Annotated in this window: 26 protein-coding genes; 7 read left to right on the forward strand and 19 right to left on the reverse strand. The window is 39.5% G+C overall.

What is annotated here, in order from left to right:
• Positions 1 to 92: 92 nt before the first annotated feature.
• The 8 genes from O3C63_03115 to rplJ form a co-directional block, all read right to left on the reverse strand.
• Positions 93 to 386, reverse strand: a complete 294-nt coding sequence (locus O3C63_03115) for a response regulator transcription factor (GenBank protein ID MDA0771913.1) — start codon at positions 384 to 386, stop codon at positions 93 to 95.
• On the reverse strand, positions 379 to 1,326 hold the full coding sequence (lpxK, locus tag O3C63_03120) for a tetraacyldisaccharide 4'-kinase (protein MDA0771914.1): 948 nt from the start codon (positions 1,324 to 1,326) through the stop codon (positions 379 to 381). The genes O3C63_03115 and lpxK overlap by 8 nt, the downstream gene beginning before the upstream one ends.
• Positions 1,323 to 2,657, reverse strand: coding sequence for a 3-deoxy-D-manno-octulosonic acid transferase (locus O3C63_03125; protein ID MDA0771915.1), 1,335 nt, complete (start codon positions 2,655 to 2,657; stop codon positions 1,323 to 1,325). Before O3C63_03125 ends, lpxK begins: the two co-directional genes overlap by 4 nt.
• Positions 2,657 to 4,207, reverse strand: a complete 1,551-nt coding sequence (gene metG, locus O3C63_03130) for a methionine--tRNA ligase (GenBank protein ID MDA0771916.1) — start codon at positions 4,205 to 4,207, stop codon at positions 2,657 to 2,659. Before metG ends, O3C63_03125 begins: the two co-directional genes overlap by 1 nt.
• A gap of 84 nt (positions 4,208 to 4,291) precedes the next feature.
• Positions 4,292 to 4,513 (reverse strand): hypothetical protein, encoded by a 222-nt coding sequence (locus O3C63_03135; GenBank protein ID MDA0771917.1) that lies wholly within the window; start codon positions 4,511 to 4,513, stop codon positions 4,292 to 4,294.
• A gap of 62 nt (positions 4,514 to 4,575) precedes the next feature.
• Positions 4,576 to 6,411, reverse strand: a complete 1,836-nt coding sequence (locus tag O3C63_03140; GenBank protein ID MDA0771918.1) for an FHA domain-containing protein — start codon at positions 6,409 to 6,411, stop codon at positions 4,576 to 4,578.
• A 161-nt stretch (positions 6,412 to 6,572) separates the two neighbouring features.
• Entirely contained in the window at positions 6,573 to 6,956 is a 384-nt protein-coding gene (gene rplL, locus O3C63_03145; GenBank protein ID MDA0771919.1) for a 50S ribosomal protein L7/L12, read from the reverse strand.
• A gap of 6 nt (positions 6,957 to 6,962) precedes the next feature.
• Positions 6,963 to 7,589, reverse strand: a complete 627-nt coding sequence (gene rplJ / locus O3C63_03150; GenBank protein ID MDA0771920.1) for a 50S ribosomal protein L10 — start codon at positions 7,587 to 7,589, stop codon at positions 6,963 to 6,965.
• Positions 7,590 to 7,767: 178 nt separating this feature from the next.
• On the opposite strand from rplJ, the gene O3C63_03155 reads away from it, so the two are divergent.
• Entirely contained in the window at positions 7,768 to 9,114 is a 1,347-nt protein-coding gene (locus O3C63_03155; protein MDA0771921.1) for a hypothetical protein, read from the forward strand.
• 3 nt (positions 9,115 to 9,117) lie between these two features.
• Entirely contained in the window at positions 9,118 to 10,326 is a 1,209-nt protein-coding gene (locus O3C63_03160) for a hypothetical protein (GenBank protein ID MDA0771922.1), read from the forward strand.
• Positions 10,327 to 10,330: 4 nt separating this feature from the next.
• Here O3C63_03160 and lptB read toward each other — a convergent pair whose 3' ends face one another.
• From lptB to O3C63_03210, 10 genes are all read right to left on the reverse strand, one after another.
• Positions 10,331 to 11,071, reverse strand: coding sequence for an LPS export ABC transporter ATP-binding protein (gene lptB / locus O3C63_03165; protein MDA0771923.1), 741 nt, complete (start codon positions 11,069 to 11,071; stop codon positions 10,331 to 10,333).
• An 11-nt stretch (positions 11,072 to 11,082) separates the two neighbouring features.
• Complete coding sequence (rpsU, locus tag O3C63_03170; protein ID MDA0771924.1) at positions 11,083 to 11,307, reverse strand: 30S ribosomal protein S21; 225 nt, start codon at positions 11,305 to 11,307, stop codon at positions 11,083 to 11,085.
• A gap of 183 nt (positions 11,308 to 11,490) precedes the next feature.
• The gene (locus O3C63_03175; GenBank protein MDA0771925.1) at positions 11,491 to 13,128 is read right to left on the reverse strand and encodes a hypothetical protein; all 1,638 of its coding nucleotides are present in this window, start codon (positions 13,126 to 13,128) and stop codon (positions 11,491 to 11,493) included.
• A gap of 36 nt (positions 13,129 to 13,164) precedes the next feature.
• Positions 13,165 to 13,743, reverse strand: coding sequence for a hypothetical protein (locus O3C63_03180; protein ID MDA0771926.1), 579 nt, complete (start codon positions 13,741 to 13,743; stop codon positions 13,165 to 13,167).
• Complete coding sequence (mraY, locus tag O3C63_03185) at positions 13,740 to 14,708, reverse strand: phospho-N-acetylmuramoyl-pentapeptide-transferase (protein ID MDA0771927.1); 969 nt, start codon at positions 14,706 to 14,708, stop codon at positions 13,740 to 13,742. Before mraY ends, O3C63_03180 begins: the two co-directional genes overlap by 4 nt.
• Positions 14,705 to 14,971 (reverse strand): YggT family protein, encoded by a 267-nt coding sequence (locus O3C63_03190; protein MDA0771928.1) that lies wholly within the window; start codon positions 14,969 to 14,971, stop codon positions 14,705 to 14,707. Before O3C63_03190 ends, mraY begins: the two co-directional genes overlap by 4 nt.
• A 45-nt stretch (positions 14,972 to 15,016) precedes the next feature.
• A complete protein-coding gene (locus tag O3C63_03195) occupies positions 15,017 to 15,256 on the reverse strand; it encodes a hypothetical protein (GenBank protein MDA0771929.1) in 240 nt (79 codons plus the stop codon).
• The gene (locus O3C63_03200; protein MDA0771930.1) at positions 15,256 to 16,155 is read right to left on the reverse strand and encodes a hypothetical protein; all 900 of its coding nucleotides are present in this window, start codon (positions 16,153 to 16,155) and stop codon (positions 15,256 to 15,258) included. Before O3C63_03200 ends, O3C63_03195 begins: the two co-directional genes overlap by 1 nt.
• Positions 16,156 to 17,604 carry a proline--tRNA ligase gene (gene proS / locus O3C63_03205; GenBank protein MDA0771931.1) on the reverse strand — a complete coding sequence of 483 codons (1,449 nt, stop codon included), beginning with the start codon at positions 17,602 to 17,604 and terminating at the stop codon, positions 16,156 to 16,158.
• A complete protein-coding gene (locus tag O3C63_03210; protein ID MDA0771932.1) occupies positions 17,604 to 18,500 on the reverse strand; it encodes a sigma-70 family RNA polymerase sigma factor in 897 nt (298 codons plus the stop codon). The genes proS and O3C63_03210 overlap by 1 nt, the downstream gene beginning before the upstream one ends.
• Positions 18,501 to 18,858: 358 nt before the next feature.
• Here O3C63_03210 and O3C63_03215 point away from each other — a divergent pair, with 358 nt between their 5' ends.
• From O3C63_03215 to O3C63_03235, 5 genes are all read left to right on the forward strand, one after another.
• On the forward strand, positions 18,859 to 19,893 hold the full coding sequence (locus O3C63_03215; GenBank protein ID MDA0771933.1) for a ketoacyl-ACP synthase III: 1,035 nt from the start codon (positions 18,859 to 18,861) through the stop codon (positions 19,891 to 19,893).
• 146 nt (positions 19,894 to 20,039) lie between these two features.
• Entirely contained in the window at positions 20,040 to 20,942 is a 903-nt protein-coding gene (locus tag O3C63_03220) for a polyprenyl synthetase family protein (protein MDA0771934.1), read from the forward strand.
• A complete protein-coding gene (locus O3C63_03225; GenBank protein ID MDA0771935.1) occupies positions 20,920 to 21,396 on the forward strand; it encodes a divergent PAP2 family protein in 477 nt (158 codons plus the stop codon). The genes O3C63_03220 and O3C63_03225 overlap by 23 nt, the downstream gene beginning before the upstream one ends.
• A gap of 35 nt (positions 21,397 to 21,431) precedes the next feature.
• Positions 21,432 to 22,379, forward strand: coding sequence for a hypothetical protein (locus tag O3C63_03230; protein ID MDA0771936.1), 948 nt, complete (start codon positions 21,432 to 21,434; stop codon positions 22,377 to 22,379).
• A gap of 272 nt (positions 22,380 to 22,651) precedes the next feature.
• On the forward strand, positions 22,652 to 23,419 hold the full coding sequence (locus O3C63_03235) for an alpha/beta fold hydrolase (protein MDA0771937.1): 768 nt from the start codon (positions 22,652 to 22,654) through the stop codon (positions 23,417 to 23,419).
• 28 nt (positions 23,420 to 23,447) lie between these two features.
• Here O3C63_03235 and O3C63_03240 read toward each other — a convergent pair.
• Positions 23,448 to 24,371 (reverse strand): sodium-dependent transporter (locus O3C63_03240; protein ID MDA0771938.1); only part of this gene is annotated, 924 nt, incomplete at its 5' end.

Here is a 24,371-nt window from a genome sequence, read left to right on the forward strand (position 1 = left end):
CGAAGATACAGGTCGCTTAAAAAGGTAGCAACCATGCGTAACGCATGTGTTGACCCTCTAGAGAATTGCGACTTTCAAAACAAGTCTATTAGTTAACTCAACATTATCAACGAATTCTTCAAGGCAATAACTACAGCTTCGGTTCTATTCTTAGCTCCTAGTTTTTGCAAGATACTTCTGACGTGATTTTCAACTGTCTTAGTACTCAAACCCAAATTGGCTGCAATTTCTGGATTGCGCAAACCCTCTTTGATTTGAATCAAGACTTCCATTTCACGTTTTGATAATCTACCCTTGGCACGTGTACCGTATTCTGATAATTTCTCATCAGTCGTTTCCAACAACTCTCCTAACGGAATTGTTTTCTCTATTTGGTCATTAGTCATGTTTTACCCCCTTAGCTAACTCTGACAAGAAACTATTTGGATGAAAATCCAATACCAGTTTCGCTACTACAAATTGATCCTGATACTCCGCAGGTATTTTAACCAGATCTTTCGCAGTCGTTATTATGTTTATACCCAATGCTAGTACCTCCTTAACTTCACCTACACTGAAATAATGATGGTCCGGAAAGAACCTTTGTTCAATGTTTTCAAGGTTTTTTGCCTGAAATCCCTGGCCCAATAACTCTTTTTTGATTAGTCTCAAAACAGAATTAGGGTCAGCCACTCCGGTAAAAACCCCTAGGCTATTTTCAGGATGCAATTTTTTGGTTAAGCTCAGGTTAAACTTGACAAAGTTTATTGGATTTTTTGTTTCTTGGTTGTTTTCTATCCACTCATCACTTACCTTGGTATAAATCAAGTGATCTGCCTTCGTTTCCGCAAAAGGAAATTCACGCATAAAACCTGATTCATTGGTATTTTTGAGAACGATTTCAGAGTCCCGAGCTATAGCAAGATGCTGCATCCCGTCATCTAATATAAAGACATCCACTGGGTATTTTTGACTAGTTTTTATTGCGCCGCGGTATCTATTTGGATCTATTGTAAGTCTTATATCTGACCCTGCAAAAGCATTGAGCATTTCCATCGGCTCATCACCAATATTTTCAACCTTGCTGCTGGCGTCAGCAAAAATCGGATAATTGCGCCCACGTCCTTTGTAGCCCCTTGTGAGCACAGCAACTTTGAGTCCTTGCTTAGCTAAGTATTTGGCAATCGCAATCACCACCGGGGTTTTGCCAGTACCACCAAAGCTCATATTGCCTACCGAGATTGTGTAGGCTGGGAGTTTCTTTTGTTTAAAGATCCCAAGATCGTAGAGACTTGATCTCATTGCATGAACGACTTGGTACGGAAAAGAGAAAACTTGTTTGATCATAGTTGTTCTCCAAGTTCGCGTTTGATCTTGTTGGCAACATCAACGAGTATTTTGCGGTTTTGATCAACAACTGTTTTGGCATTTGCACCCATGAGCACACGTTTGTTTGGGTCTTTGGCAATATCACGTAAGGCAAGTCTCAAGTCTTCTTTGGTTTCGGTCACTTCAAGTGCCTCAGCTGCTTCAAGCATCTCTACCATCTCTGTGTTTTTATAGTAATGAGGTCCAACTAGGATGGGAACAGCATAGCAAGCGGGTTCTAGGACATTGTGACCGCCGACACTTTCATTGATGGTGCCACCAACAAAAGCAATATCTGCAATAGAATAAATATCCATCAAGTCACCAATAGTATCAAGCAAGAGCACATCATTAGTTGAGCCGATACGAGGTCTGGTTTCTTTGGGTAGTTTTTTGATTAGACTATATCGAATTGGTTCAAGTTTGGCAGCTGAATTAATAAAACTTTCTACAGTGTTGAATCTCTCTGGGTGTCTTGGAGCAATCACTAAGCGCAGATCTTTAATCTCGTTTTGCAGTTCTTGAAAAATAGAAACGAGCAGTGATTCTTCTTCAGGATGCGTGCTGCCACAAACCCAAATGATGTCTGTATCCTTGTAACCAAGCTTGGTTCTGAAATCACGTGCCTGATCTTGATTGATATCCGGCAGGGCAGCAAATTTGATATTGCCTGTCATGAAGACTTTATTTTTAGCTACTTTCATTTCGATATATTTACGTGAGTGTTGAGCACTTTGTGCCAGTACCAAAGTGAGTCTTTTGAAGATACCAGCAACTAACCATGAGGCTTGTTTGTAGAAACGCAATGATGAGTCAGAAAGTTTGGCATTGATTACCATGACTTTGATTTTGCGTTTATATGCTTCAATAATTAGAGCAGGCCAAATCTCACTTTCCATTAGAATAATGGCGCTGGGCATAATTTGATTGAGTGTTTTTGCAATTATATAAGGATGGTCCCAAGGCATATAAATTAATTTGATTGCATTAGTTTCAATTTCTTTTTCTAGTTTTTCTTTTGCCATTTTGTGGGCTGTGGCTGTTCCAGTGCTAAGTAGCAAGGGTCTACCCATAAAAGCAGAGAGTAGAGGGATGAGCGCATTAAGCTCACCAACTGAAATAGCGTGAAACCATATTGGCCGTGCTAGTGGGTTTGTTTGAGCAGTTATAAATTGATTGGGATCAATGATGCCAAGTCTACCTTTGAGACCTGGTTTCCATTTAGGCACAAAAGTTATTGCCATGAGATAAAGAACCGGGATGATTAGTGTCCAGCCGATATAATAGATTAGGTAAAATATCTGTTCCATTATGCAGCCACAGGAGCTTTTTCGAGTCGCTGGAAAATCCCTACAGGTTCTTCAAGAACTTTGATACCAGCGATGCTCTTGTTGATTTGCTCAAAGCCAAGATAGTTTTGCAAAAGATCTTTTCTATCTAGTTTATCTAAGTCACTTGCTTGATAGATACCTAGGTTTATAAAGATTTGTTTTGATAGTTGTGGTATTAGCGGGGCAAGGTAGATAGCTGCAACTTTGCAGGCATTAAGTGCGTCAATCAAGCTCAGTAAGGCAGCTTCATTGTCGGGTTCTGTTTTGAGTGCACGCCATGGTTCAACTACGTTAATCTCTACATTTACAGCATCAAGCATTTTAAAGACAGCTTCAAGCGCAAAATAAGGATTGAGATTATTTATTTCTTCAAGAAATTGTTGATGTAAGCTGTCAAAGTTTTGATCGCTGGTTAGTTCAGGAATGATTCCGTCATTATATTTATTGATTAATTTAAGAGCTCTGTTAAGTAAGTTGCCTAAATTATTAGCAAGATCAGAATTGAGTCTTTCGATAAAACCTTCGTTGGTGTAATCACCATCACGTCCAAAAACTATATCTCTAAGTAAATAAAACCTCAATGCTTCAGCACCATATTTCTCTGACAGTGCTACTGGGTCAATGATATTGCCAAGTGTTTTGCCCATTTTCATACCGTCTTTGGTAAGAAAACCATGTCCGAAAACCCTGTAAGGCAAAGGATATCCAGCTGACATTAGCATTGCCGGCCAGTAGACTGCATGAAAGCGTAAGATATCTTTGCCAATAATATGCACGACTTTGCTGTCTTGATTCCAGTACTTTTCTTTGTCGGCGCCAAGACCGGAAATATAACCTAAGAGGGCGTCAAACCAAACATAGGTTACTTGATCACTACCTTCAATTGGAATACCCCAATCAAGATTCGCTCTTGAAATAGGGAAATCTCGAAGACCATCTTTAATCCAGCCCATCACTTCATTCTTGCGATAGTCCGGACTAATAAAATCAGGATTGTCATTGATATATTGTTCTAAGCGGTCTTGGTATTTGGTTAGGGCAAAGAAATAATTCTCTTGCTGATACTCTTCCACTGGTTTTTTGTGAGTGGGACACAAGAGCTTCTTGCCATCTTTGACCAGATCTTTCTCTAGCCAAAAATCTTCACAATGACTGCAATAGAGACCGGTGTATTTGCCTTTGTAAATATCACCATTGGCTTGTACTTTCTTGAAAAACTCAGTAACGAATTTATAATGCGCTTGATTACTTGTTCTTACAAAGTAGTCATAGTTGATACCCAATATCTCCCAGAGCTTTTGAAACTCATCGGTGATATAATCGCAATGCTCGATTGGAGTCTTGTTAGCTTCTTTGGCTGCTTTTTCGATCTTTTGACCATGCTCATCAGTGCCAGTAAGAAAGGCAACCTCCTCACCACGTTGCAGCATATGTCCAGCAAAAAAATCACAAGCGATAGTAGGATAAGCGCTACCTATATGAGGTAGATCGTTTACGTAAAAGAGTGGAGTAGTAATGTAATAAGTCATCTAGCTGAATTCATGATTTTAGCACCGTCATTGTTGCTATGAAGCAATCTAGTAGATGCTTTTAGTTTTGTAATTTACTGATAATTATATGAGTGAAGCCCCAGATTTATATAATTCATCAAACTTGCTTTGGATAAATTGACGATCTGCTTCAGTCATTGCTCTTTGCAATGCCCAGCGAATTGCCGCTTCTGGCTTACAATTCTTGGTAGCACAAAACTTTTTGAGCATTGCGTCAAACTCGTCTTGCGATGCGTATGCCAGATTATCTAGATCCCCGCCTAATTGCATTCCTCTTGAAGCCATAGCCTGATTATACTCTATATCTTAGTTTTATGCTTAGGTCGCTTCGCTCACTTAGGATGACCTCATAACAGACTTATTTGGTATTTCTCACCACCTAATTCAATAATATCCTGATTTCTTAGTTGATACTCGTCACGTCGTGGTACCAAATGGCCATTGACATAAGTGCCGTTTTGAGACGCTACATCTTCTATGAATAATTCACCATTGCGAAGTGATAGTTTGCAATGATACCTACTCACTTTGACATTTTTAAGCCCAATGTCGCAATTGGGGTGTCTTCCAAGAACTAGGCTAATATCTTCACGAATCAAGAAATCTGTAGCGGTTTCCTGATGTCCTTTGGCAAAAAGACCATTACCACTGATCTTTTCAAAATGCAAAGCAAGCGCGTCAGTGTCAATTTCTTCTGCTATTTCTGCGGGAGCCTCCACTTCCTTCATGGCAGAGTTTCTATGAGAAGAGCTTGATCCTCCATGCGCAATTGTATAACCATCTATTCCAAGCCCCTGCTTTGTTTCGCCTGGTAGTATATTGCCCATGTCTTGTAAAAGACCTCCTAATGACATACTGACTGACTGATCGCTCATCATCGTTCTTGATGCATCCTCGTCACCTCTTTCGTTATATTCTTCAAGTCTCTTGGCGATATCCTCAAGTCTCATTTGAAATGCTATATCAATGTCTGGATTTTCTTGAAGGAAGTCTCGAATCGCTTGTGGATTACGTTCTTGAAGTATTTGCATTTTTATTGCTTCAAGTGGTGCATTACAAATCAACCTTGCATCCTGCGGGCTGAGACCCAAGTTATCAAAGTCTTTGATAGTCAATTCTTCTGTGTTAATGATTTTAGCGTTAGCAGATTCTCTAAGTAGGGAATGCACTCTTGCATTATTCAACTTGTCTTCATCTATAAAACCAACTGCAAAACCTTTGTGTTGATAACCGACAGCTGCTTTGTATCTATAAAGCTCACTGTCAGGATCTTCTTTGACTGGTCTAATACTAGGGTTGAGATTTACTACTGTATCAAACCACTGATTAAATGCAAGTACCGGGAAGTATGGCGCTGAGATCATCTCAGTGACATAGTTTGGTAATAGCTCACCAAAGACATCAACTGCTCCTTTACCCTTTTGCGGGATGTGAGCGGTAGCTCCGGTGCCAGCTTGCTCAAGTACTTGTGCCATCAAGAATCTATTGTAGCCAGTGCCAACTCCTAAATTAAAAGCTGTTGCATTGTGTGCTTGGAACTTAGCAGCTTGCTCATAAACTAGATCATCTTCACCTCCATTTTGCCCATCACTCACTAAATTAATGAGGTTGCGGTATCGTATTCCTTCAGCTGTATATGGTTCCTTTCTGATTTGCTCAAGTGCTTCAGCGATTGGAGTTTCTATAACTGTGCCAGAATGGCTTTGGAGTTTTTGAACAGCCTTGACGAGTTTTTCTGCAGTATCAAAATCTCCCAACAAACTTGAGTCTACGCCGTCTGTATAAGGAATAAGAATATGTCTTATGCCTTCTGGAAGTTTGTTTGCCATTCTTTCAATCGTCTCTTGTACTAAAGCTAATTTGCTTTGCCAAGTTGTTGCACTATGATCAGCTCGTTGGCCCATGCTTGATGAACAATCAACTAAGTGAAAAATACGAGCTGGATATCTTTTGTCGTCATCATGATTTTGAGCCTTCTGCCAGGCATTTACAGGGGGCTGAGTCTGGTGATCTTTATCCCCTGCAGTCATCGCTGCAAGCCCAGCTGGAATTAGTATCTCGGCGTCTGTTTTATTACCTGCTGCTGTGCCGCCTTGTTCAAGCATCACAACTACTGGTACTTTCTTTTTGCCGTTTAATTTTATGCTCGGCATTGCAAATGCCTTTAGATCTGGTTTATCCATGATTTATATCTCCTGTTTATAATTCGTCATTGAATTGTAATAATAAATAAAATCTTAACGCGGCAGGGCGTGAAATAATAGAGCTTTACTTAATAATAGCTACAAAAAAACCGACAGCTTGTGACTGTCGGTTTTTTCTTTTAATTGATTGATGCTTCGAACTATTTAAGAGTTACAGTAGCGCCAGCTTCTTCAAGCTTAGCTTTGAAAGCGTCAGCGTCAGCTTTGTTAGCTCCAGCTTTAACTACTTTAGGTGCTGCTTCAACTAGATCTTTAGCTTCTTTAAGCCCAAGACCAGTGATCTCACGAACGATTTTGATAACGCCGATTTTTGATGAGCCCGCTGCAGTCAACTCAACGTCAAAAGCAGTCTTCTCTTCAGCAGCTTCGCCACCACCAGCACCGCCAGCAGCAGCCATCATCATAGGCGCTCCTGAAGCTGCAGTAATACCGAACTTCTCTTCCATTGCATCTTTAAGTTCTGACGCTTCTAAAAGCGTTAACTCTGATAATTTCTCTAATACATCTTGTACTTTTGTAGCCATAATAATTTACTCCTTGATATCTTCTTTATTACTATTGTCCTCTTCACTAGCAGGCGAAGCACTTTCCACAGTTGTTGCGCTAGATACAGAAAATTCTTTAACAGTTTTAGCGGCGTCACCTTTTTCGCTAAGTTGTTTTAATATAGATGCAATGTCTGATGCTGATGCACCAAGTAAGCCAGCAATTTGTGATGTTGGCTGTACTAACATTCCAGCAATTTGGCTCAATAGCACTTCTTTGCTTGGAAGGTTGATTACTTTAGTTGTTTGAGCTTGGTCATAAGTCTGACCATCGATATTGGCTCCAATAAGACTTACTTTGTCACCATTGCCTTTTGAAAAATCTTTGACTTTGGACGCAGGTACAACTGCATCGTCATAGCAAAACAAAAACGCGCTTGGACCTTTAAGTCCTTCTGTTAATGCTTCAAATTGAGTGCCCTTTGAGGCGATTTTGAAAAGTGTGTTCTTGGCGATTTTGAATTCACCACCGATTGAGCGGATTTCATCTCTAAGACTAGTGATTTGTTTAACACTAAGGCCTAGTTGTGTAGTTGAATATACAGATTTGGCGCGGCTAAATTTGTCCTTTAGCTCGTCTACTGTTTTTTCTTTATCTGATTTAGTAACCATAAGAGCCCATGATTGTAGCATTTGCTGTAAAGCATTCGCAGCGCACAAACGTTCAGTAATGCTTAAATTTTGGGCTTCTTTACTAGGCCTGGGGATCAAGAATTCAAAAAACTACTGGATCTGTAGTAAATAATATGCTAGGATAATCCGTATATTCGTATTGACCGAGGATTTCAGAATGATTGCACCAGTTTCAGGAAAGAGAATAAAAGATATAGTAGGCCAGAAAGGTAAATATCCAGTTCGTGTTGACAAACATGATCCTGAAGCTAGTAGAGATAAAGCAGCCAAAGGCCTTCAACAAAGTGATATTGAAGACGTTAGTAATGCAGTGCCTAAGTTTGCCGCACTTACAAATCTTGAACAAGTTAAAGAACTAAAACAAGAAAGCGGTGAGCCTCTTAGTAAAGCTGATCAAAAACGTATTCTTAAAGTTTTAAAAGGTATAGGTTTTGGTCAAGCAATGGATAGAGAGAAGGGTGAGTTTCTGTCAGTGCATATTGCAATTAGTCATAAGCCCACTGATAAAGATCCAAAGAATCAAGAAATCAAAATTACGGCTGATTTTGGAACCAATTTTGCAAGGACTTTAGACAAGCATGGATTTTTCAATGCTGTCTTTGGTTGGATACCTAATATGTTTAGAACGGTTGATGCTAAGACAATGAGTAAGTTTGTTAAGTCTGGTTTCAATCCTGGTGATCCTGACAACACGGCTGCTGAATTGCATCCTGGCTTGAAGAGATTGCGCGAAGGCATTGAAGCTGGACGTTACACAACTTCAGTTATGTTTGATGTAAGTTCCGATAGTCCAAGCAAAAAACCAATTGCTTTGCAAGTCTATGACAATATGAAATCACAACTAGAGCATATGCAAAAGCTTGTTGAATCATTGGGTGAGGATAATCCAATGGCAAAACAAATTCAAACTCAGCTTGCCGAGGCAGATGCTGAAGGTTTAGACAAGGTTTGTATCGCTGGTACTACTTTTGTTAATCCAGAATTGGTTAAAGATTTCATTGGTAAAGGCAATAATCAAATGGCAAGACGTGAGTCGCTTCAAGCAATGTTTGCTGAGACGATGAATCCTGGTACGGTTTTGATTAGTCCATTGCATGTATTTGCCGCTGACGATGCCGCAACAAGAGGGCATGTATCTGAAAGTGTTGATTTAACTTCTGTTGAGATTGTTGACGGTAAACTAGTAGAGCATAAAGGTGCAGCGAGTATCATTAGAGACAAGGCTAGTGCCTTTGAATCGATTCCTGCAGCCCATCTTGCACAGTTTTTTGCTGCACATACTTTGTATGATATTGCAGAGAGACCTGATGAACTGACTAAAGAGATGCAAGCTACATTGATGGATATTGTCAAAAAGAATACAGTGGCGCTCGAGGCATTTAATGAGAGAATAGCTCCTGCAGAGAAAGTACAAGAAGAAACTAATGCAGATACTAGCCTTGCACAAGATCCGGTAAAACCGAGTAGGGCAGAAGCACAGTCTTCAAAAGCACTAAGCACTTAATCAATGCCAGCAGTCCTCAACAAATCTAATCCATCTGCAAGAGCAGCAAGTCTCAAGCCACGTCAGGCGCAAGTTAAAGCTCATCAAACTAAAGCCAAGAGCAAAGTGCCGGACGAACTTCATGCCAAGCCCCAGACTCTGACTAAGTCATATGACTTTAGCAAAGTCTCTGCTGGCGATGATGGCATAGACGGCAAGCTCAAAAAACTTCTTGATAGATTTCAAATTAATTCAAACGCTACTGACTATGACAACGCAGTACTAAGCAAAGACGGTAATACTTTGGTTGTCGTTAACAGAGGGCAAGTTGCCTTGAAACAACTTTTCGGTGGTACGAATGCTTTTAGTCGAGGTTTCTATAAGGTTTTTGGTGGACTTGCTCGTTTCTGTGGAGTCGCGCACAAAGCTGAAGCTGCAAATAAATACAAAGATCTCTTTAATGCAGAAGATATTGAAATGCAACATGAACCGATCAAGCATCTATTTAAGGCACTCAAGTCTGGTGAGTACCATTCTGTCAGCATCTTCTACAAAGATCCCCAAACTGGCGACTTTACTAAGAACCCTGCTGCTGTCACTATCATAGATGCCTATGAGAACTTGATAGAACCAAATATCAGGCGTGAGCTTGAAGAGCGTGGTGAAACGGCTGAAGCGATTGAAGCTCAAATTAAATCTAAATTATCCAAATATAGTGATTACTACTCAGCTGACAAAATCATTCCCCTTGCAAAGGACATCCACATGACAGAAATCTTTCATCAAACTACAGAAGGACTTTATCAAGCACAAGGCTTCAAAGCCTTTGTGGTACCAGGACAGGTGCATACAAATCCAAACATGAACTCAAATGATTTAAACTACCAAGAACTTGACTGGCATACTGTCAATCAAAGACAAGATGGTGAGTGGATAGTCTCAGGCAATCCTGCTGTTGTCGACAAACTAACAACTATCAATGCAACAGAAAAAACAAAATACAAAACTAAACTGCAATCAAGTTCGTTTAATCCCAAAATCACTTTTGTAAGACCCAAAGATCAAGCTAATAAAGCCATCGATCCCTTCCTGGCTTTCTTGCAGCAATGGTCTTTGATGTCACAAGGCGGGGAGCTGAGAACTACTAGTAAAGATGATTTGGCTTTAATCGAACTATCTGAGCCGGTTAATGCTGGCATCATAATGCAACACAATGAAAAGCTTGCTGACTGACTTGTTACAACTTAAAGTTGGCACCTAGATAGTGCTTCTTCACTAATTCATCATTCGCAATCTCTTGAGAACTTCCTTCTCTGATGATTTTACCGTCGCGCATAATATAAGCTCTATCAGTAATTGACAGGGTTGCCGCTGGGTTGTGGTCGGTAATTAAAAGACCAATGTTTTTTTGTTTGCAGAGATTGTGAATGATCAATTGAATCTCATTAATTGCAATTGGATCGATGCCAGTAAAAGGCTCATCGAGTAAAATAAATTTGGGATCGGTAACTAGTACTCGAGCGATTTCCAGTCGGCGTCGCTCACCACCAGAAAGGCTAATTGCGTTAATGTCTTTAAGATGAAAAATTCCAAACTCTTCGAGTATTTTTTGAGTTTTGACTTTGCGACTTTCTGCGTCGTAACCATGAAGCTCTAAAACTAGAGCGAGATTGTCTCTGACACTGAGGTTACGAAAGGCACTTGGCTCTTGGGTTAGGTAACCAATACCCATATGAGCTCTGTCATGAATCTTGGTTGTGGTGATGTCTACTGAATCAAGTTCAATAGAACCTGCATCGGGTTGAACCAGACCTACGACAACATCGAAGCTGGTAGTTTTACCAGCTCCGTTGGGTCCGAGTAAGGCAATAATTTCACCTTGGTCAATTGAAAAACTGACTCCATCAACGACTTTGCGTCTGTCATAAGACTTAGACAAAGCCTTTGCTGCCAAGGTGCTTTTGTGATTATTGAGCAATATATTACCTACTACGATCTATTATTATTGCTACCGCTATTGCTGTTGCTATATTTGTTTGTTATCATCGCTTTGCGTTTAGATTCTTCTTTCTTACGTTTTTTGCGTTGACGTTTATTCTCGTGATGTGTACGTTTCTTAATTTCAAGGATAATACCTGCTTTAAGCACTTCTCTTTTGAAGCGTCTTAACGCGGCCTCGATTGATTCACCATCATGTACTTTAACTTCTGCCAATTCTTAATCACCTGCCCTTTCTGTGTTTGCTTAGGCTCTAGAACAATAGCACATTACTCTAATAGACTTGTTTTGAAAGTCGGAATTATCTCCAAAGGCAACACGCTCATTCCGCGCGGTTGCTACCTTTTTTTGAGCGACCTGTACATCGAAACTGTGTTTCGATGTACAGGTCTAATCTGTTTAGAGGTCGATTTCGTGCCTGTTTCTTTCTTTTTTCTTAGGCATTGGTTTGAGCTTGGCAGCTTCTAGAGTTTCTTCAATATCAGCTGGAAGATCATCATGTAAGTAAGGTAATGGCAGCGCAATTATTGGACCTGTACGAAAGAAAGCATGAATGCGGGCATCAGAGTTAGCTTGTCCGATATATGAATTAGCTTGGTAGCGTGGATCTTTAAGGATTTTGGAAATTTCTGGATTGCGTTTCAATGCTTGAGTTAAAAGGTCCTTAAAGAGTGCCTTATCGTGAGAATAGTTGGCAAATGCTTTAATTATTAGCCAGTATGGTTCAGGTCCATCCATGAAGAGAGCTTGATCAGCGGACTTATCCGCTTCTTCAAATTGTCTATTTGCTAGTCGAGCTGCGGCAAGGAAACCATGGAAGTAGGAAATATTGGGAGAGAGTTCAGTTGCTTTTTCAAGACTAATTAAGCTCTCTTGGATATTGCGATTAAGTAAGTCGGTGCCGCGACTAAAATGATAAAGCGAATTGAACTGGTCCCATTTGATTGCCTTATTGAAAGCACCTTGCGAATAATAATAATGACCAACAGCACTAGAAATAAAAATGATCGCTGCAATTGCATAGGCAACAGGCTTGGCATATTCGTGCCAGCTTGGTTTGAGTTGCTTAAAAGCAAAATTGGGTTTGAGAAAAGGTACCAAGATTAATGCTGCTAGTATATATTGATTAAAAACCATTAGTGTCGCATCAAGAATTGAAGTGATCATCAGTGTTAGAAATGCAGGTCGTGCGTGTTTGTAGACTAAGTAAAAAAGAATTAGACAAAGAGCCAAACCAAATAGTCCTTGCTCAAAAAGATAGTGAGTGAAGAAACCGTGACCGTGAGCAACTTGTTGATGCAACCTTGCTCCAAAAGTATCGTTGTGCGAGCGAAAGGGAGGAAAGTCAATAGCAAAGGTGGCAAAACCATGTCCAAATATGGGTTTGGCTAGCCAGCCTTCGATTGATGATTGCCAAATAAAGATTCTTGACAATAATGAGAGTTGGATAAAGCGATGAATTTTTTCAATATAAATAAATGAAAATACCAGCATGCAAGTTGCTATCGCCAGTAAATAGCGGACTTTAATAAATTTGGCAATTTGCGCTAAGTAAGCAAGTACTATTGTGGTTTTGGTTGAAAAGCTCAAAGCAATCCCCGAAAGGAAATATGTAATAAAACTTTCTTTGTTTTTCTTGGTGTAATAAAGTGAAAGAAATATCGGCGCCCAAATTAAAAGTGAACCCCTTTCGTAGAGACCATAATCGGTTCGATGAATAATAAAGATCATTATAAAAAGAGCAATTAAAATATATTTGCGTTCTTTTTCTGTTTTGTTTGTCCACCAAGGTTGGCTAGCAAAGGCAATGCAACTTGAAGTGATGAGCAAGTATTCAAGACTAAAACGTGGTTCTGATGCAAAGAAAAATCCAATTAGTAGAGTTATCCAAAATAAATAATATTGACTTGCTCTGTGTAGATTAAATAAAGCAAAGATAATTAAGCCAAGATGGCCCCACCACAAAGTCATCCCTTGCGGCGAAGCAAAGAAGTATATTAGAACAAAAATAGGCAGGCTTTGTAAGTATTTAAGCACTGATTATATGGTAAACCAAGTATCTTTATCAGGCTGCTATTCAGCCGTTGTAAAATCTAATTTGATCAAGAATCTACCTTGGGCTCCACTTTCAGAAAAAGAGCCAGAGAGAGTGCCCATATCATTAAGACGTTTATTGGTAATTTTCTTTGATGTAAATCTGTGATTTGCTGATTCAATAACATCAGGTATGTTATTTGCGTTAGTGTATGTCATTTCAACACTTTGAAGGCTTTGAACTTCTGAAACTAGTTTTGTTGTAGAACTACTCATCACACTTGAAAGTACAGCAACTTGAAAACTATATTCTGGTTCTGTGTCACTCACTTCAACTAAGTCAAGTACAGACCCGCCGCTGTAACTACCAGAGACCGTGATTTTCTTTTGTTTTGGAAGTTTGGATGCGCTGCCAGTAAACAAGTCGATCAAATCTTCTGGGAAATTTTTACGTTTGGTTCTCAACGTGACGACTCCTGTTGCCGTCGCCAAAATGGCGCTAGGGCTTGTTTCTATAATTGGTTCAGCCGAAACTAAATTCTTGGCCCAAGAAGCACTCAATTGTCCTTGAAGATAGAAGCTTATGATTAGTAATGTCGCAATACGGAATAATTTCATAAGAACTTTATGCCCAGGAATAAGCCCGAACATAAGATCTGTAAGATGATAAAGGTTAAAAGTATTTTAACTTCATGGAAGCCACAAAGCTCAAAATGATGGTGTAATGGCGCCATTTTTAGGGGTCTAAGGTCTTTGCCGATGAATTTACGGGATAATTTGGCAGACATAACCTGCAGGACTACAGAGAGAGTCTCAATCACTGGTACTAGTGCAAATATAAGGAGATACCATTCAAGTTTGGCTAAATAAGCAATTGTGCCAAGCCCCATACCCAGAGCAAGGCTACCCGTGTCGCCCATAAAAACCTTGGCTGGATGTAAATTGAAAAACAAAAAGGCAATCAATGCAGCAACGACTGTGATGCAAATTAAAGCCAGACTAAAGTCTTCATTTATATATAAAAGGATGCCAAGTCCGGCAAATGCCAGTGCCGATAAACTCGCTGCAAGTCCATCAAGTCCATCAGTCAAATTGATGGCATTGGAACTTCCCGCAATAACAATAAATGCCCAAATGAATTCTAAGCCAATTATTATTGGACTTGGGATCTCTGTCTCAACACTGGCAAATAAATATCTGCCAGAAAAATATGCAATCGCAAAACTAGTAACAAGTTGTACTAATAGTTTTTGTTTTGAATCTACTCCTTTGTAGTTTGCTCCAACTACTTTGAGGATATCGTCTATCGCACCAAGTACTGTCCCTGTAAGGAAGGCAGTGAAGGTCAAAATTATTTTCATATTGGGATCATTGAAATAAATCATGATCATCGTAATCAAAATAGGGATTAGAAATATCCAAGCGCCCATTGTTGGAGTGCCTGATTTTGTTTCTATATGAGACTTGGGTCCTTGTTCTCTAAAGCTTTGAGTTGACTTGATTGCAATTAATTGTGAGATTATCGGTTTTGCAATTACTATTCCAATTACAAAAGCAATACTAGAGTATAGGTAGAAATTCATAGTGCAGGTGTAATTAAAAGCGAGGCTATTATTCTTTGAATTAATCCAAGAGCAATAAATGCCACGATTACTGAGAAATCAAAGCCGCCTAGTGGCGGAATCAAGTTGCGAAATATTTTAGTGTAAGGCGCTACTGCTTGATCTATAAACCTATAGAACTTGGTGCCCTGTATTTGTGGAAACCATGAGCCTATCACCCAAATTAATAGCATATAGCTATAGATTTCGATGGCTTGTAATAATAATGATGCAATTTGTCCCATTGATTAGATTATAAACTATTTTTAGGGAGCACAGCGACCACACAATTACCACTCAACTGGTATATAGATTCTTACCTTACAGGATGGACAAACGTAGACTGGGTCATTGCGTTTGGGTAAAAGCTGACGAGTGAAGATATGTTTACATTCGGGGATGGAGCATTGCATGGTCACAGTGCGTCCTTGGATTTCCATTCGGTCTGGCAAGACGGCGTTGCGTTTATCGGCATTCTGAAACCATTCAGCAAGTTCTTCAGGACTAGGATCAACATTATAAAAAGACACTAGTTTACCCCTGTTGTAAGATCCTTTATAAGCCAAATAAAATTACCCCTCTCATCAACGAGTAGATCTTCGGCGTTTTGGATACTCTGTTTCATATTCTGTGGTCTTAAGATGAGCTTTGCTGATGAGCTTAGCTTAATTGGTTTGGAACCATAGTTTAGAAATTGAGGTTCGTAAATATCATTATGGATAGTCCAGCCTGAACCAATGGTTTGATTGCCAGGCTCAATAATATCTATATGAACCTCTCTATCACTGATGTTTGCAATCTTGATAGAGCGCTTAGTGTCAATAATTGCTTCAGCTTGTTTTATAACGGGTTGAGCTATAAGAGTTTGAGGTTGTAGCCCTTCTTGTTTAGCTGGTTCTTCTTCTGTTGTTAGAATTAATTCGGCTTTTTCTAAGACTTTAATTTGTATTGGCTTAAAGACGTATTGTCTCACTAAAAGGAATGGACTAATTTTAATTTCTTTTTGTTCAATTATATTTTCTCTTAATTGCCCGAGGCTTTTACCGTGAATATTGTATACATGAACTTGATATTCAATGTTTTGTCCAAGACTCAGTTTGTCAAGGTCTTCGTATGCATGTAGATACAATTCTTTTTTGTTCTCTAATGTCTCAGCTTGGAAAATAATTTTGATGGTTTCTGGAAATTCATTCTTGATACTCACGAATCTTGTGCCTTGAATCTGAGCTTCTATGCTTTTGATCGTTTCTATGAACTCCTCACCCTTAAGAATGCTTTGCTCTTGAAGTTCTTCTTTGTTGAGGTCTAATATTTCTTGATAGCCTTTTTCTGCTTCAGTGGTGTCGGGAGCTGAGGTAGATTCTTCAGCCAAGCTGGGTTGGCTCATGCAGAGTGAAATAAAAATCAGAATTAGTATTGTTTTTTTCATCTAGTATGCTCGTGCTACTAAAATTTCTACATTGTTTGTAGAGCTCTCTCCTGAAAGGACGCAAGGATGCTTGCTTGCATCCAGCTCTTTGTCGTCAGGCATGCATCTTATAGTCGCTTTGAATTTATCTTTGAGAATCTTTTCAAGTTCAGTATCTCCGTTCCACATTGCTCTTGCAAAACCACCTGGTTTGTCGAGTGCCACTTCCAGCTCTTCAAGTGATTGTACGATAGTTGTATGCTCTGTCCTGAAGTCGATAGCTCTTTGCCAGATTTGGTTTTGGATTTGTGCAAGCAGGTCTTTAAGTCTTGAAGCAATGCCATCTCTTGGAATATCTTTTTCTTTGCTTTGAATATCGCGTCTATGGACTTCTAGTTTACCTTCTTCCAGATCCCGTGGACCAATGACTAAGCGGATCGGTACACCTTTTTGTTCGTATTCATTGAACTTGTGACCCTGTGAAATAGTGAGTCTGTCATCAAGCTTGGTTCTAATGCCTTCTGCTTGCAGTTCGCTATTGATGGTTTTGGCTGCTTCAAGTATCGCTGTATTGTCTTGATTCTTTTTGAGAATCGGAATCACAACAACTTGATAAGGAGCAATTTCTGGAGGAAGTATCAAGCCCACATCATCATGATGTCCCATTACTAGTGCTCCAATTAATCTAGTACTAACTCCCCAACTAGTTTGGTAAACATATTCAAGTTGATTTTTGTCGTTAGTGAATTGAGTCTCAAAAGCTTTTGCAAAGTTTTGTCCAAGGTTGTGCGAAGTGCCTGCTTGCAAGGCTTTGCCGTCACGCATCATGGCTTCAATTGTATAAGTAGCCTCGGCACCTGCAAATCTTTCTGATTCGGTTTTTTTGCCAGTATGAACAGGTACTGCCAAGTATTTTTCGAGTAGTGTTTTATAACAAGCAAGCATGGTTGTTGTTTCTTCTTGAGCTTCTTGCCAAGTTGCGTGACAGGTGTGACCTTCTTGCCATAGAAACTCCGAAGTGCGCATGAATAATCTAGTGCGCATTTCCCATCTCACGACATTTGCCCATTGATTTAATTTCATCGGCAAATCGCGATAGGACTCTATCCATTTTGAGAACATGTGATTAATGATTGTTTCAGAAGTTGGTCTTAAAACATATCTTTCAGTAAGCTCTTTGCCACCAGCATGAGTAACTACAGCACATTCAGGTGCAAAGCCTTCTACGTGCTCAGCTTCTTTCTGTAAAAAGCTTTCAGGTATGAGCATCGGGAAGTATGCATTCTCGTGACCAGTGTCTTTGATCATTTTGTCGAGAATTTCTTTGATCCTTTCCCATATGGCATAGCCGTAGGGTCTAATAACCATGCAGCCTTTGACAGGGCTATAATCCGCTAGCTGAGCTTTTAGCGCAATATCAGCGAGGGTAGATTCTGCTGTATTTTGCTCTTCCTTTGCTTTTGTTGACATTAGGGTTGATCTTTTTTTGCTTTGAGTCTAGCACCAAGACTGGAACGAGATACGCGTTTTGTTCTACCCTTACTTACGTCTCTTCCTGTACTGTACATGCTAGCTGAACCGTTGCCGTTCATTAGTTCTTGCAAGGCTGCCGTTGCTTTTTTGAGCCTTCTAGAAACTTGCATTTGAGAAATATCGAGTTGCTCAGCGACGTCTGCTTGTGGTACATCTTTGAAATATATCAAGTCAATAATTTCAGCAAGAGGCTTTTTGAGTTGTTTGATAAGTTCTTTGACCATGAAAAAATCTTCGCGGGTGTCGGTGCGTTTGTGTTCTTTGATATCCATTAAAGTATCAATTAAATAAGTATCATTGTCCTGTGATGAGCCGCTCGTAAGACTTTGATCAAGTGAAACTAATGTGCGGCGTCTATCAACTTCATAAGCCTCGTTGATTTTGGTTTTCTTGACGTCTTGTAATATCTCAGCAATTTCTAGATCAGTTGGATCACGCCCGAATTCAGTTCTTAATTGATGAATGATTTTATTGATTCTAAAACTTAGTTCTTGCAGTTCACGTGGGGCTCTAATCATGGAAGTTTTGTCACGAAGATAGTGACGGATTTCACCAGTGATTAAGTGAGTTGCATAAGTTGTAAATTTGGCACCAGCTTCTGGCTTGAAATAATCAATTGCTTTAATTAAACCAATTGAACCAATTTGAATTAAATCATCAACAGGGTCACTACTTCTTCGAGCAAGACCATGGGCGATTTTTTTGACGAGATTGAAGTTTTGTTCAACGATTTTGTCTCTAATTTTCTTATCTTGGGTTTTTTTGTATTGCCCCAAGAATTTATGTAGGGCTTGCGCCTGCTCATGTTTGGTTAATTGATCGTCGGTCGTCATTTGTATTCCTATATAAAGATGACTCTAGGTTAAGAGCTTGGCTTCAGTATATCATTTAATCGTCTCTGGGTTTAATTCCCCGCAGCTTGCTGCGCAAAAGGGAAGTCGCAGGAAACCGTAGGTTTCTTGCTGAGGGGAATTAAACCTAGAAAGACGATTAAAAAAACAAAAAAAAATCATATCGAGTGCTCTGGTGTTTTGGTGGTGGACTGGAGATTAGCTAAGCACTCGATTAAATGTAGATACCCCTAGGCTTGCCTAGGGGTTCTTCATTCCTTTTTTAGTTGATTGGATAAATAGATACTGACATGAGTGTCAGTTTTTGCTATAATTTGTCTATCCCTTGTGGGACTACAATATGAACAACTCTGCAAGATATGGAGCTAAAATTATCAGCTGGTCTAGGGCCCTGCCTGAGCGTGTGGTTACGAATGATGATCTTGCTCAAATTTTAGATACTGATGATGAATGGATAACTAAACGTACTGGAATCAAGGAACGTAGAATAGCTGATCCAGCCAAAGCTGAAAATGCAACTTACTTTGGAGCCATGGCTGCCAAAGCTGCCTTGGCGAATGCTGAAAAATATTCTCAAACTAAAATTGACGCTAGTGAAATTGATTTGATTATTTGCGCAACTGCCACTGGTGATTTTATTTTCCCTTCAACTGCTTGTATGATTCAAGAGCAAATAGGTGCGACTAATGCAGCTGCTTTTGATATGTCTGCTGCTTGTACTGGTTTCGTATTTGCAATTAATACTGCTTACAATTTTATACACGCCGGTCAATTTAAAAATATCATGGTCATCGGTGTTGATTTAATGTCTAAATATATTGATTGGGCTGATAGAGGCACTGCCGTGATATTTGGTGATGGTGCCGGAGCTTGCATAATTAGTGCAACTGATGAAGTTGATGATTGTTTTCATTCCTTCTATATCAAGTCGAGAGGGGATACCGAAATGTCTCTTTATGCCGATGCTGTGGCAAATCAATATCCAATTATAGCTGCTGATATTAAAGACAAGCCAGCGATGGTGAAGATGAATGGTAAGGCGGTTTATGAGTTTGCTGTTAAAGCTGTGCCTGAAGCACTGGAAGCAGCCATCAAGCAAGCTGGTTTCCAGGCTGATGACATTGATTACATTATTCCACATCAAGCAAATATCAGAATTGTGCAAAGTGCTGCTAAACGTTTGAATATTCCAATGGACAAATTTATTTGTAATATTGAGCGTTATGGTAATACCAGTGCTGCTAGTATTCCAATTGCTTTTGATGAAGCTTTTGAACTCGGTCTAATCAAAAGAGAACCAGGCAAGAAACTCAAGATTGCTTTAGTTGGCTTTGGGGCGGGGCTTACTTGGGGTGCAACCATCATTGAATTTTGAGCCTACCTTATAAGCTCCATCTGCTGCGTTACGTTTTCCGTTGTATTACGGGGGACTCAGTCCACTCATCCGGTGAAAACTAAGCAGCCTTGCATATAAAACTTTGAGAATAGAATCACCATTGGCTCTAATGCTAAAATGAAATCATGCGCACTGGGGAAACTACTCTCAATTTAAAGAACTTGCTCGCTGATTATAAGTCAGCCATTGACCTTGAGCTTGCTGAGCTTTTAGAAAGTTCTGATCTTGATAATTTTGCACGGTCACAGTTATTCAAATCAATTCAATATAGTGTAACGAATGGCGGCAAAAGGCTTCGACCGATCTTGTCATTAATGACAGCAGAAGCGATTCATGCAAAAGCGATTCCTGTCAGAGACAATCCTGCATTGAAATTAGCACTTGCTGTTGAACTCGTTCATTGCGGTTCTTTGATTCATGATGATCTTCCTTGTATGGATGATGATGATTTGCGGAGAGGTAAGCCAACTAATCACAAAGTTTATAACGAAGCAGTTGCTTTACTGGCTGGTGACACTTTGCTTTGTTACCCGATTCAGGTTTTATTAGAAGCAAATCCACAAGCGCAAGTGATTAATGAATTTATTGAAGCTATCAAGGATATGATAGCTGGTCAGGCTATGGATTTAGAATTGCCTCAGCAGAAAGTGTCTATGGAGCAAATGCAATCAATGCAAGAACTTAAGACCGGTGCTTTATTGAGAGCATCAGTTGTGCTAGCAGCTAAGATGGTAGAGGCTAATCAAGTGCAAATTGATGCTTTAGAAAATTATTCAAGCAAAATTGGTTTGGCTTTTCAGATTGTTGATGATATTTTGGATGTCACTGCAAGTACAGAGCAGCTTGGCAAGACGGCTGCTAAAGATATTGAGCAAAATAAAGCTACTTATGTCAAGTTCTACGGACTTGATAAAGCGGGTATAATGGCACAGGAGCTCATTGATCAGGCGAAAGAATCGCTTGATGTGATTCCGAATTCGGAGAAATTAAAAGCACTTGCTGACTATGTCCTTTCTCGCCAAAATTGATTCGACAGGTTATGAGGTTCTCACTGCTTTAGTGATAGCCAATGTTACAGCGCAGATAATCAAGACTATCGTCTTTGCTATGCAGCATAAGAAAGCAGATTTGCGTATGCTTTTTACTACTGGAGGGATGCCTTCAAGTCACAGCTCATCGGTTGTGGCGATGGCAACAACGATTGGATTTTTACATGGATTTGAGTCGACAATTTTTGCATTGGCAACTACTTTTGCAATAGTGGTAATGTATGATTCCGCGGGAGTAAGACGAGCAGCTGGAAAACAAGCTGCCGTACTCAATAGTATTTTGGCTGAATTGGTCTCTGATACTCATCATTTAAGTGGTGCCAAACTCAAAGAATTATTAGGACACAGTCCGAAACAAGTTATAGTTGGTGGTTTTTTAGGCTTTTTGGTTAGTTATTTGCTTCGAGAAGCCATTCTGTCTGGCGTAGTATAATTAATTGGTCTTATCGTATTGACGAGAGGCGTTGAATGACAAAAACAAACACTATTGCAGAAGCTCCTGCGATGGACTTTGCTGTGCAGGGCCAAGAAAGCCATGTGCAATTAGCGAGTCCTAGTTTTGCTATGGATGAAAATCGTGATCAATTAACCCAGCTTGCAACAGAACGAGAGGGTTCAAGTTATCAGGCACCAATATGGAAAAAGAATCTTGATAAGGCAGCTACTTGGTCAAGCTGGGTTGCTTTTGCTTCTAATCTTTTGGCGGCGCCAATGATCTTGATGAAATTTAGTGATAAGACCAAAAAATTTATTGAAGCAAGTGTAAACAACATTCTCAATATGAGTTTTGTTTTTTATGGAGCAAGCGGAGTTGCTAACGGAAAAGAAAAGAAAAATATTTTTATGATGATTGGATTTCTTGGAGAAATGATTTTCCCCTGGTTTGGTAGTCTCAAATATACTTATTTGCTAAGAGGCTTGCCAACAGCCTTAGATCAGCTTTGGGTTGCAACTGATCCTCGTCTGAAGCATAAATTCAAGGATGGAATTTTTCCTGATGTCAAAACTGGTTTTAAAGAAGTCAGTAAAATGCTTGGCACTTTGACAAAAGAATTTATTCAGAATCCTCTAGGGACGATCTTGACCAAAGAAACCAAAGGTCATCATGCTTTTTTGAGTAGTGTGGGTTCAGCGCTTGCTTCTATCGGTTATATACTGACCGGTAAAGAAGGATTGTTTGGACCCTTGCGTGATCTTTCTGGACCACTCTTTGATTGGGCTATGCTTGCAACCAAAAACAAATTACAAAACATTTCTGGAATCTTCTTTATGTTTGAGAGTGTCTTTGATTTTGTTGCTCGTATTTTTGATGGACATTATCCTCGTATTGCTTGTAATATGCTCTCGCATGCTTGTGGTAGATTTGCTCTTGAGCTTTATAAGAACTCTGACTCGGTAGCAACAGTCAAGGTCTAGTATTTCGTAATCTTATCCATTCCGGGTTATTACGAGATTACGTTTTTGCGTCTTTATTAGACCTGTACTTCGAAACGAAGTTTCGAAGTACAGATCGCCTGAAAAAGGTAGCAACCTCAACGAATGTTGCGGGTTGCTTTTAGGATAATATTGACTTTCGAAACAAGTCTATTTTAGAAAATGATTGAGTTGTAGTGAATGCGGGGTAAAATCTATTAAGAAGAACGTAATGATGTAATAACCCGGAATGGATAAGATTACGTTTTGATATTATGGTAGAAACGATTATATTGGGAATTCATGGACTAGGCGGACATAGTGGCTGGTTTAAAAATCTTGAAAATGATCTTGAAAAACAAGGTATAGACTTTTATGCTTTTGATCTTCCTGGTTTTGGCACAAACCACAATCTAGTAAGTCAAAGTTCATACATCAAAGGACATGTTGATTCTTACAAAGAGTGGATCAGTTGTGCTCAAGCTGAATATCACAAGCTTAGAGAAAAGAATCCAGAAGCTGAAATTATTGTTTTGGGACATAGTCTTGGTGCACTCATTGCAGCCAATATGACGGAGATAGATCAAGGCACTAAGCTAATTTTGTCTGTCCCTGGTTTTAAGGGGTCTCCAAGTACCTTTAATCAAAGCTTCTTTTGGAGTACTTTGCGCAAAGTTGTAATTGATAAATTGATTTTGCAACGTGATGTCTATGTCAAGTTGCCAAGCTCAGCAAAAAAATCGACTCCTGCAGACACAGACCCTTTACGAATTTCGGAAGTGACTCAAACTATGTTGCTTGAAATAATGAAGCTGAGAGCTGCAAGTAAAAAACGCATGACTGAAATTGAAGCACCAGTCTTTATGATTCAAATAGCAGACGATAAAGTCGTTGATAACCCAACTCAGCAAGAGCATTTTGATTTAATTAAAGCTGATGGCAAGCTATTTAAAGTTTATGAAGATACTGACCATGATTGGATCTGGTCCATGACCTGTTGCCAGCAGGTTACGGCTGATATTGTTGATTGGCTAGCTAGCTAAGTAAAATCTTTTACCTGCTAGAGAAGCCTTAGATGCCACGGACTAATATGATATTCACTACTATTATGATAGTCACTACTATTGGACAAACCCACTTACACAAGAAAATAAATATATCAAAATACAATTGTGAAGTATGGGACAATTCTTTTCTTAATATCTTTTTGTCTAAGACCCAGCCAACAAAGATAGCAATAAAAATAGCGTTACTTGGCACAACTAAATTAGAAATAAATTCATCAATATTGGTAAATAAACCAGTTTGTTCAAGCGAACTTGAAACGATCCAGAATAGACCAAGTGCTGTTGCTGCTGCTCCAGAAACAAGAGTTGCGGGGATTCTTTTGTACTTATGTGCATCAATCATATGAGTGACACAAGGCTCTAATAAAGAGATTGAAGAAGTTAAAGCCGCAAAGAAAAGAAGAATATAAAAGAGTGGGGCAAGAATTGCTCCTCCTGGTATTTGAGAAAATAAATTAGGTAGAGTAACAAAAACCAATCCAGTACCGGCTTCAGGATCTAAACCAAAAGCAAAAACGATAGGGAAAATCACAAGTCCACCAAGGATACCTACCATTGTATCCATGACGACAACGATTGCACCAAGATTGGCAATGTTTTCGTTTCTCTTGAGGTAACTACCGTACGCAACCATGGTTCCAACTGCGATACTCAAAGAGAAGGCTGCTTGCCCGAGTGCTTGAAACATGGATTCAGCTGTGAATTGCTCCCAGCGCGGATGAAACATAAAGTCAATAGACTTTGCAATTCCGCTACCAGCAGCTTGCATTGATGCTTCTAAATTTAATCCAAACAAAGCAAGACCTACTAGTATCATTAGCAAAATCGGCATAAGTATACTGGCTACTTTTTCGATGCCACCACTGACACCACCGGAAACAATTGCAATAGTGACAATTGAAAAGCCAACATGCCAAAAAATTTGACG

The organism is Cyanobacteriota bacterium (genome assembly GCA_027618255.1).
Taxonomy (GTDB): domain Bacteria; phylum Cyanobacteriota; class Vampirovibrionia; order LMEP-6097; family LMEP-6097; genus JABHOV01.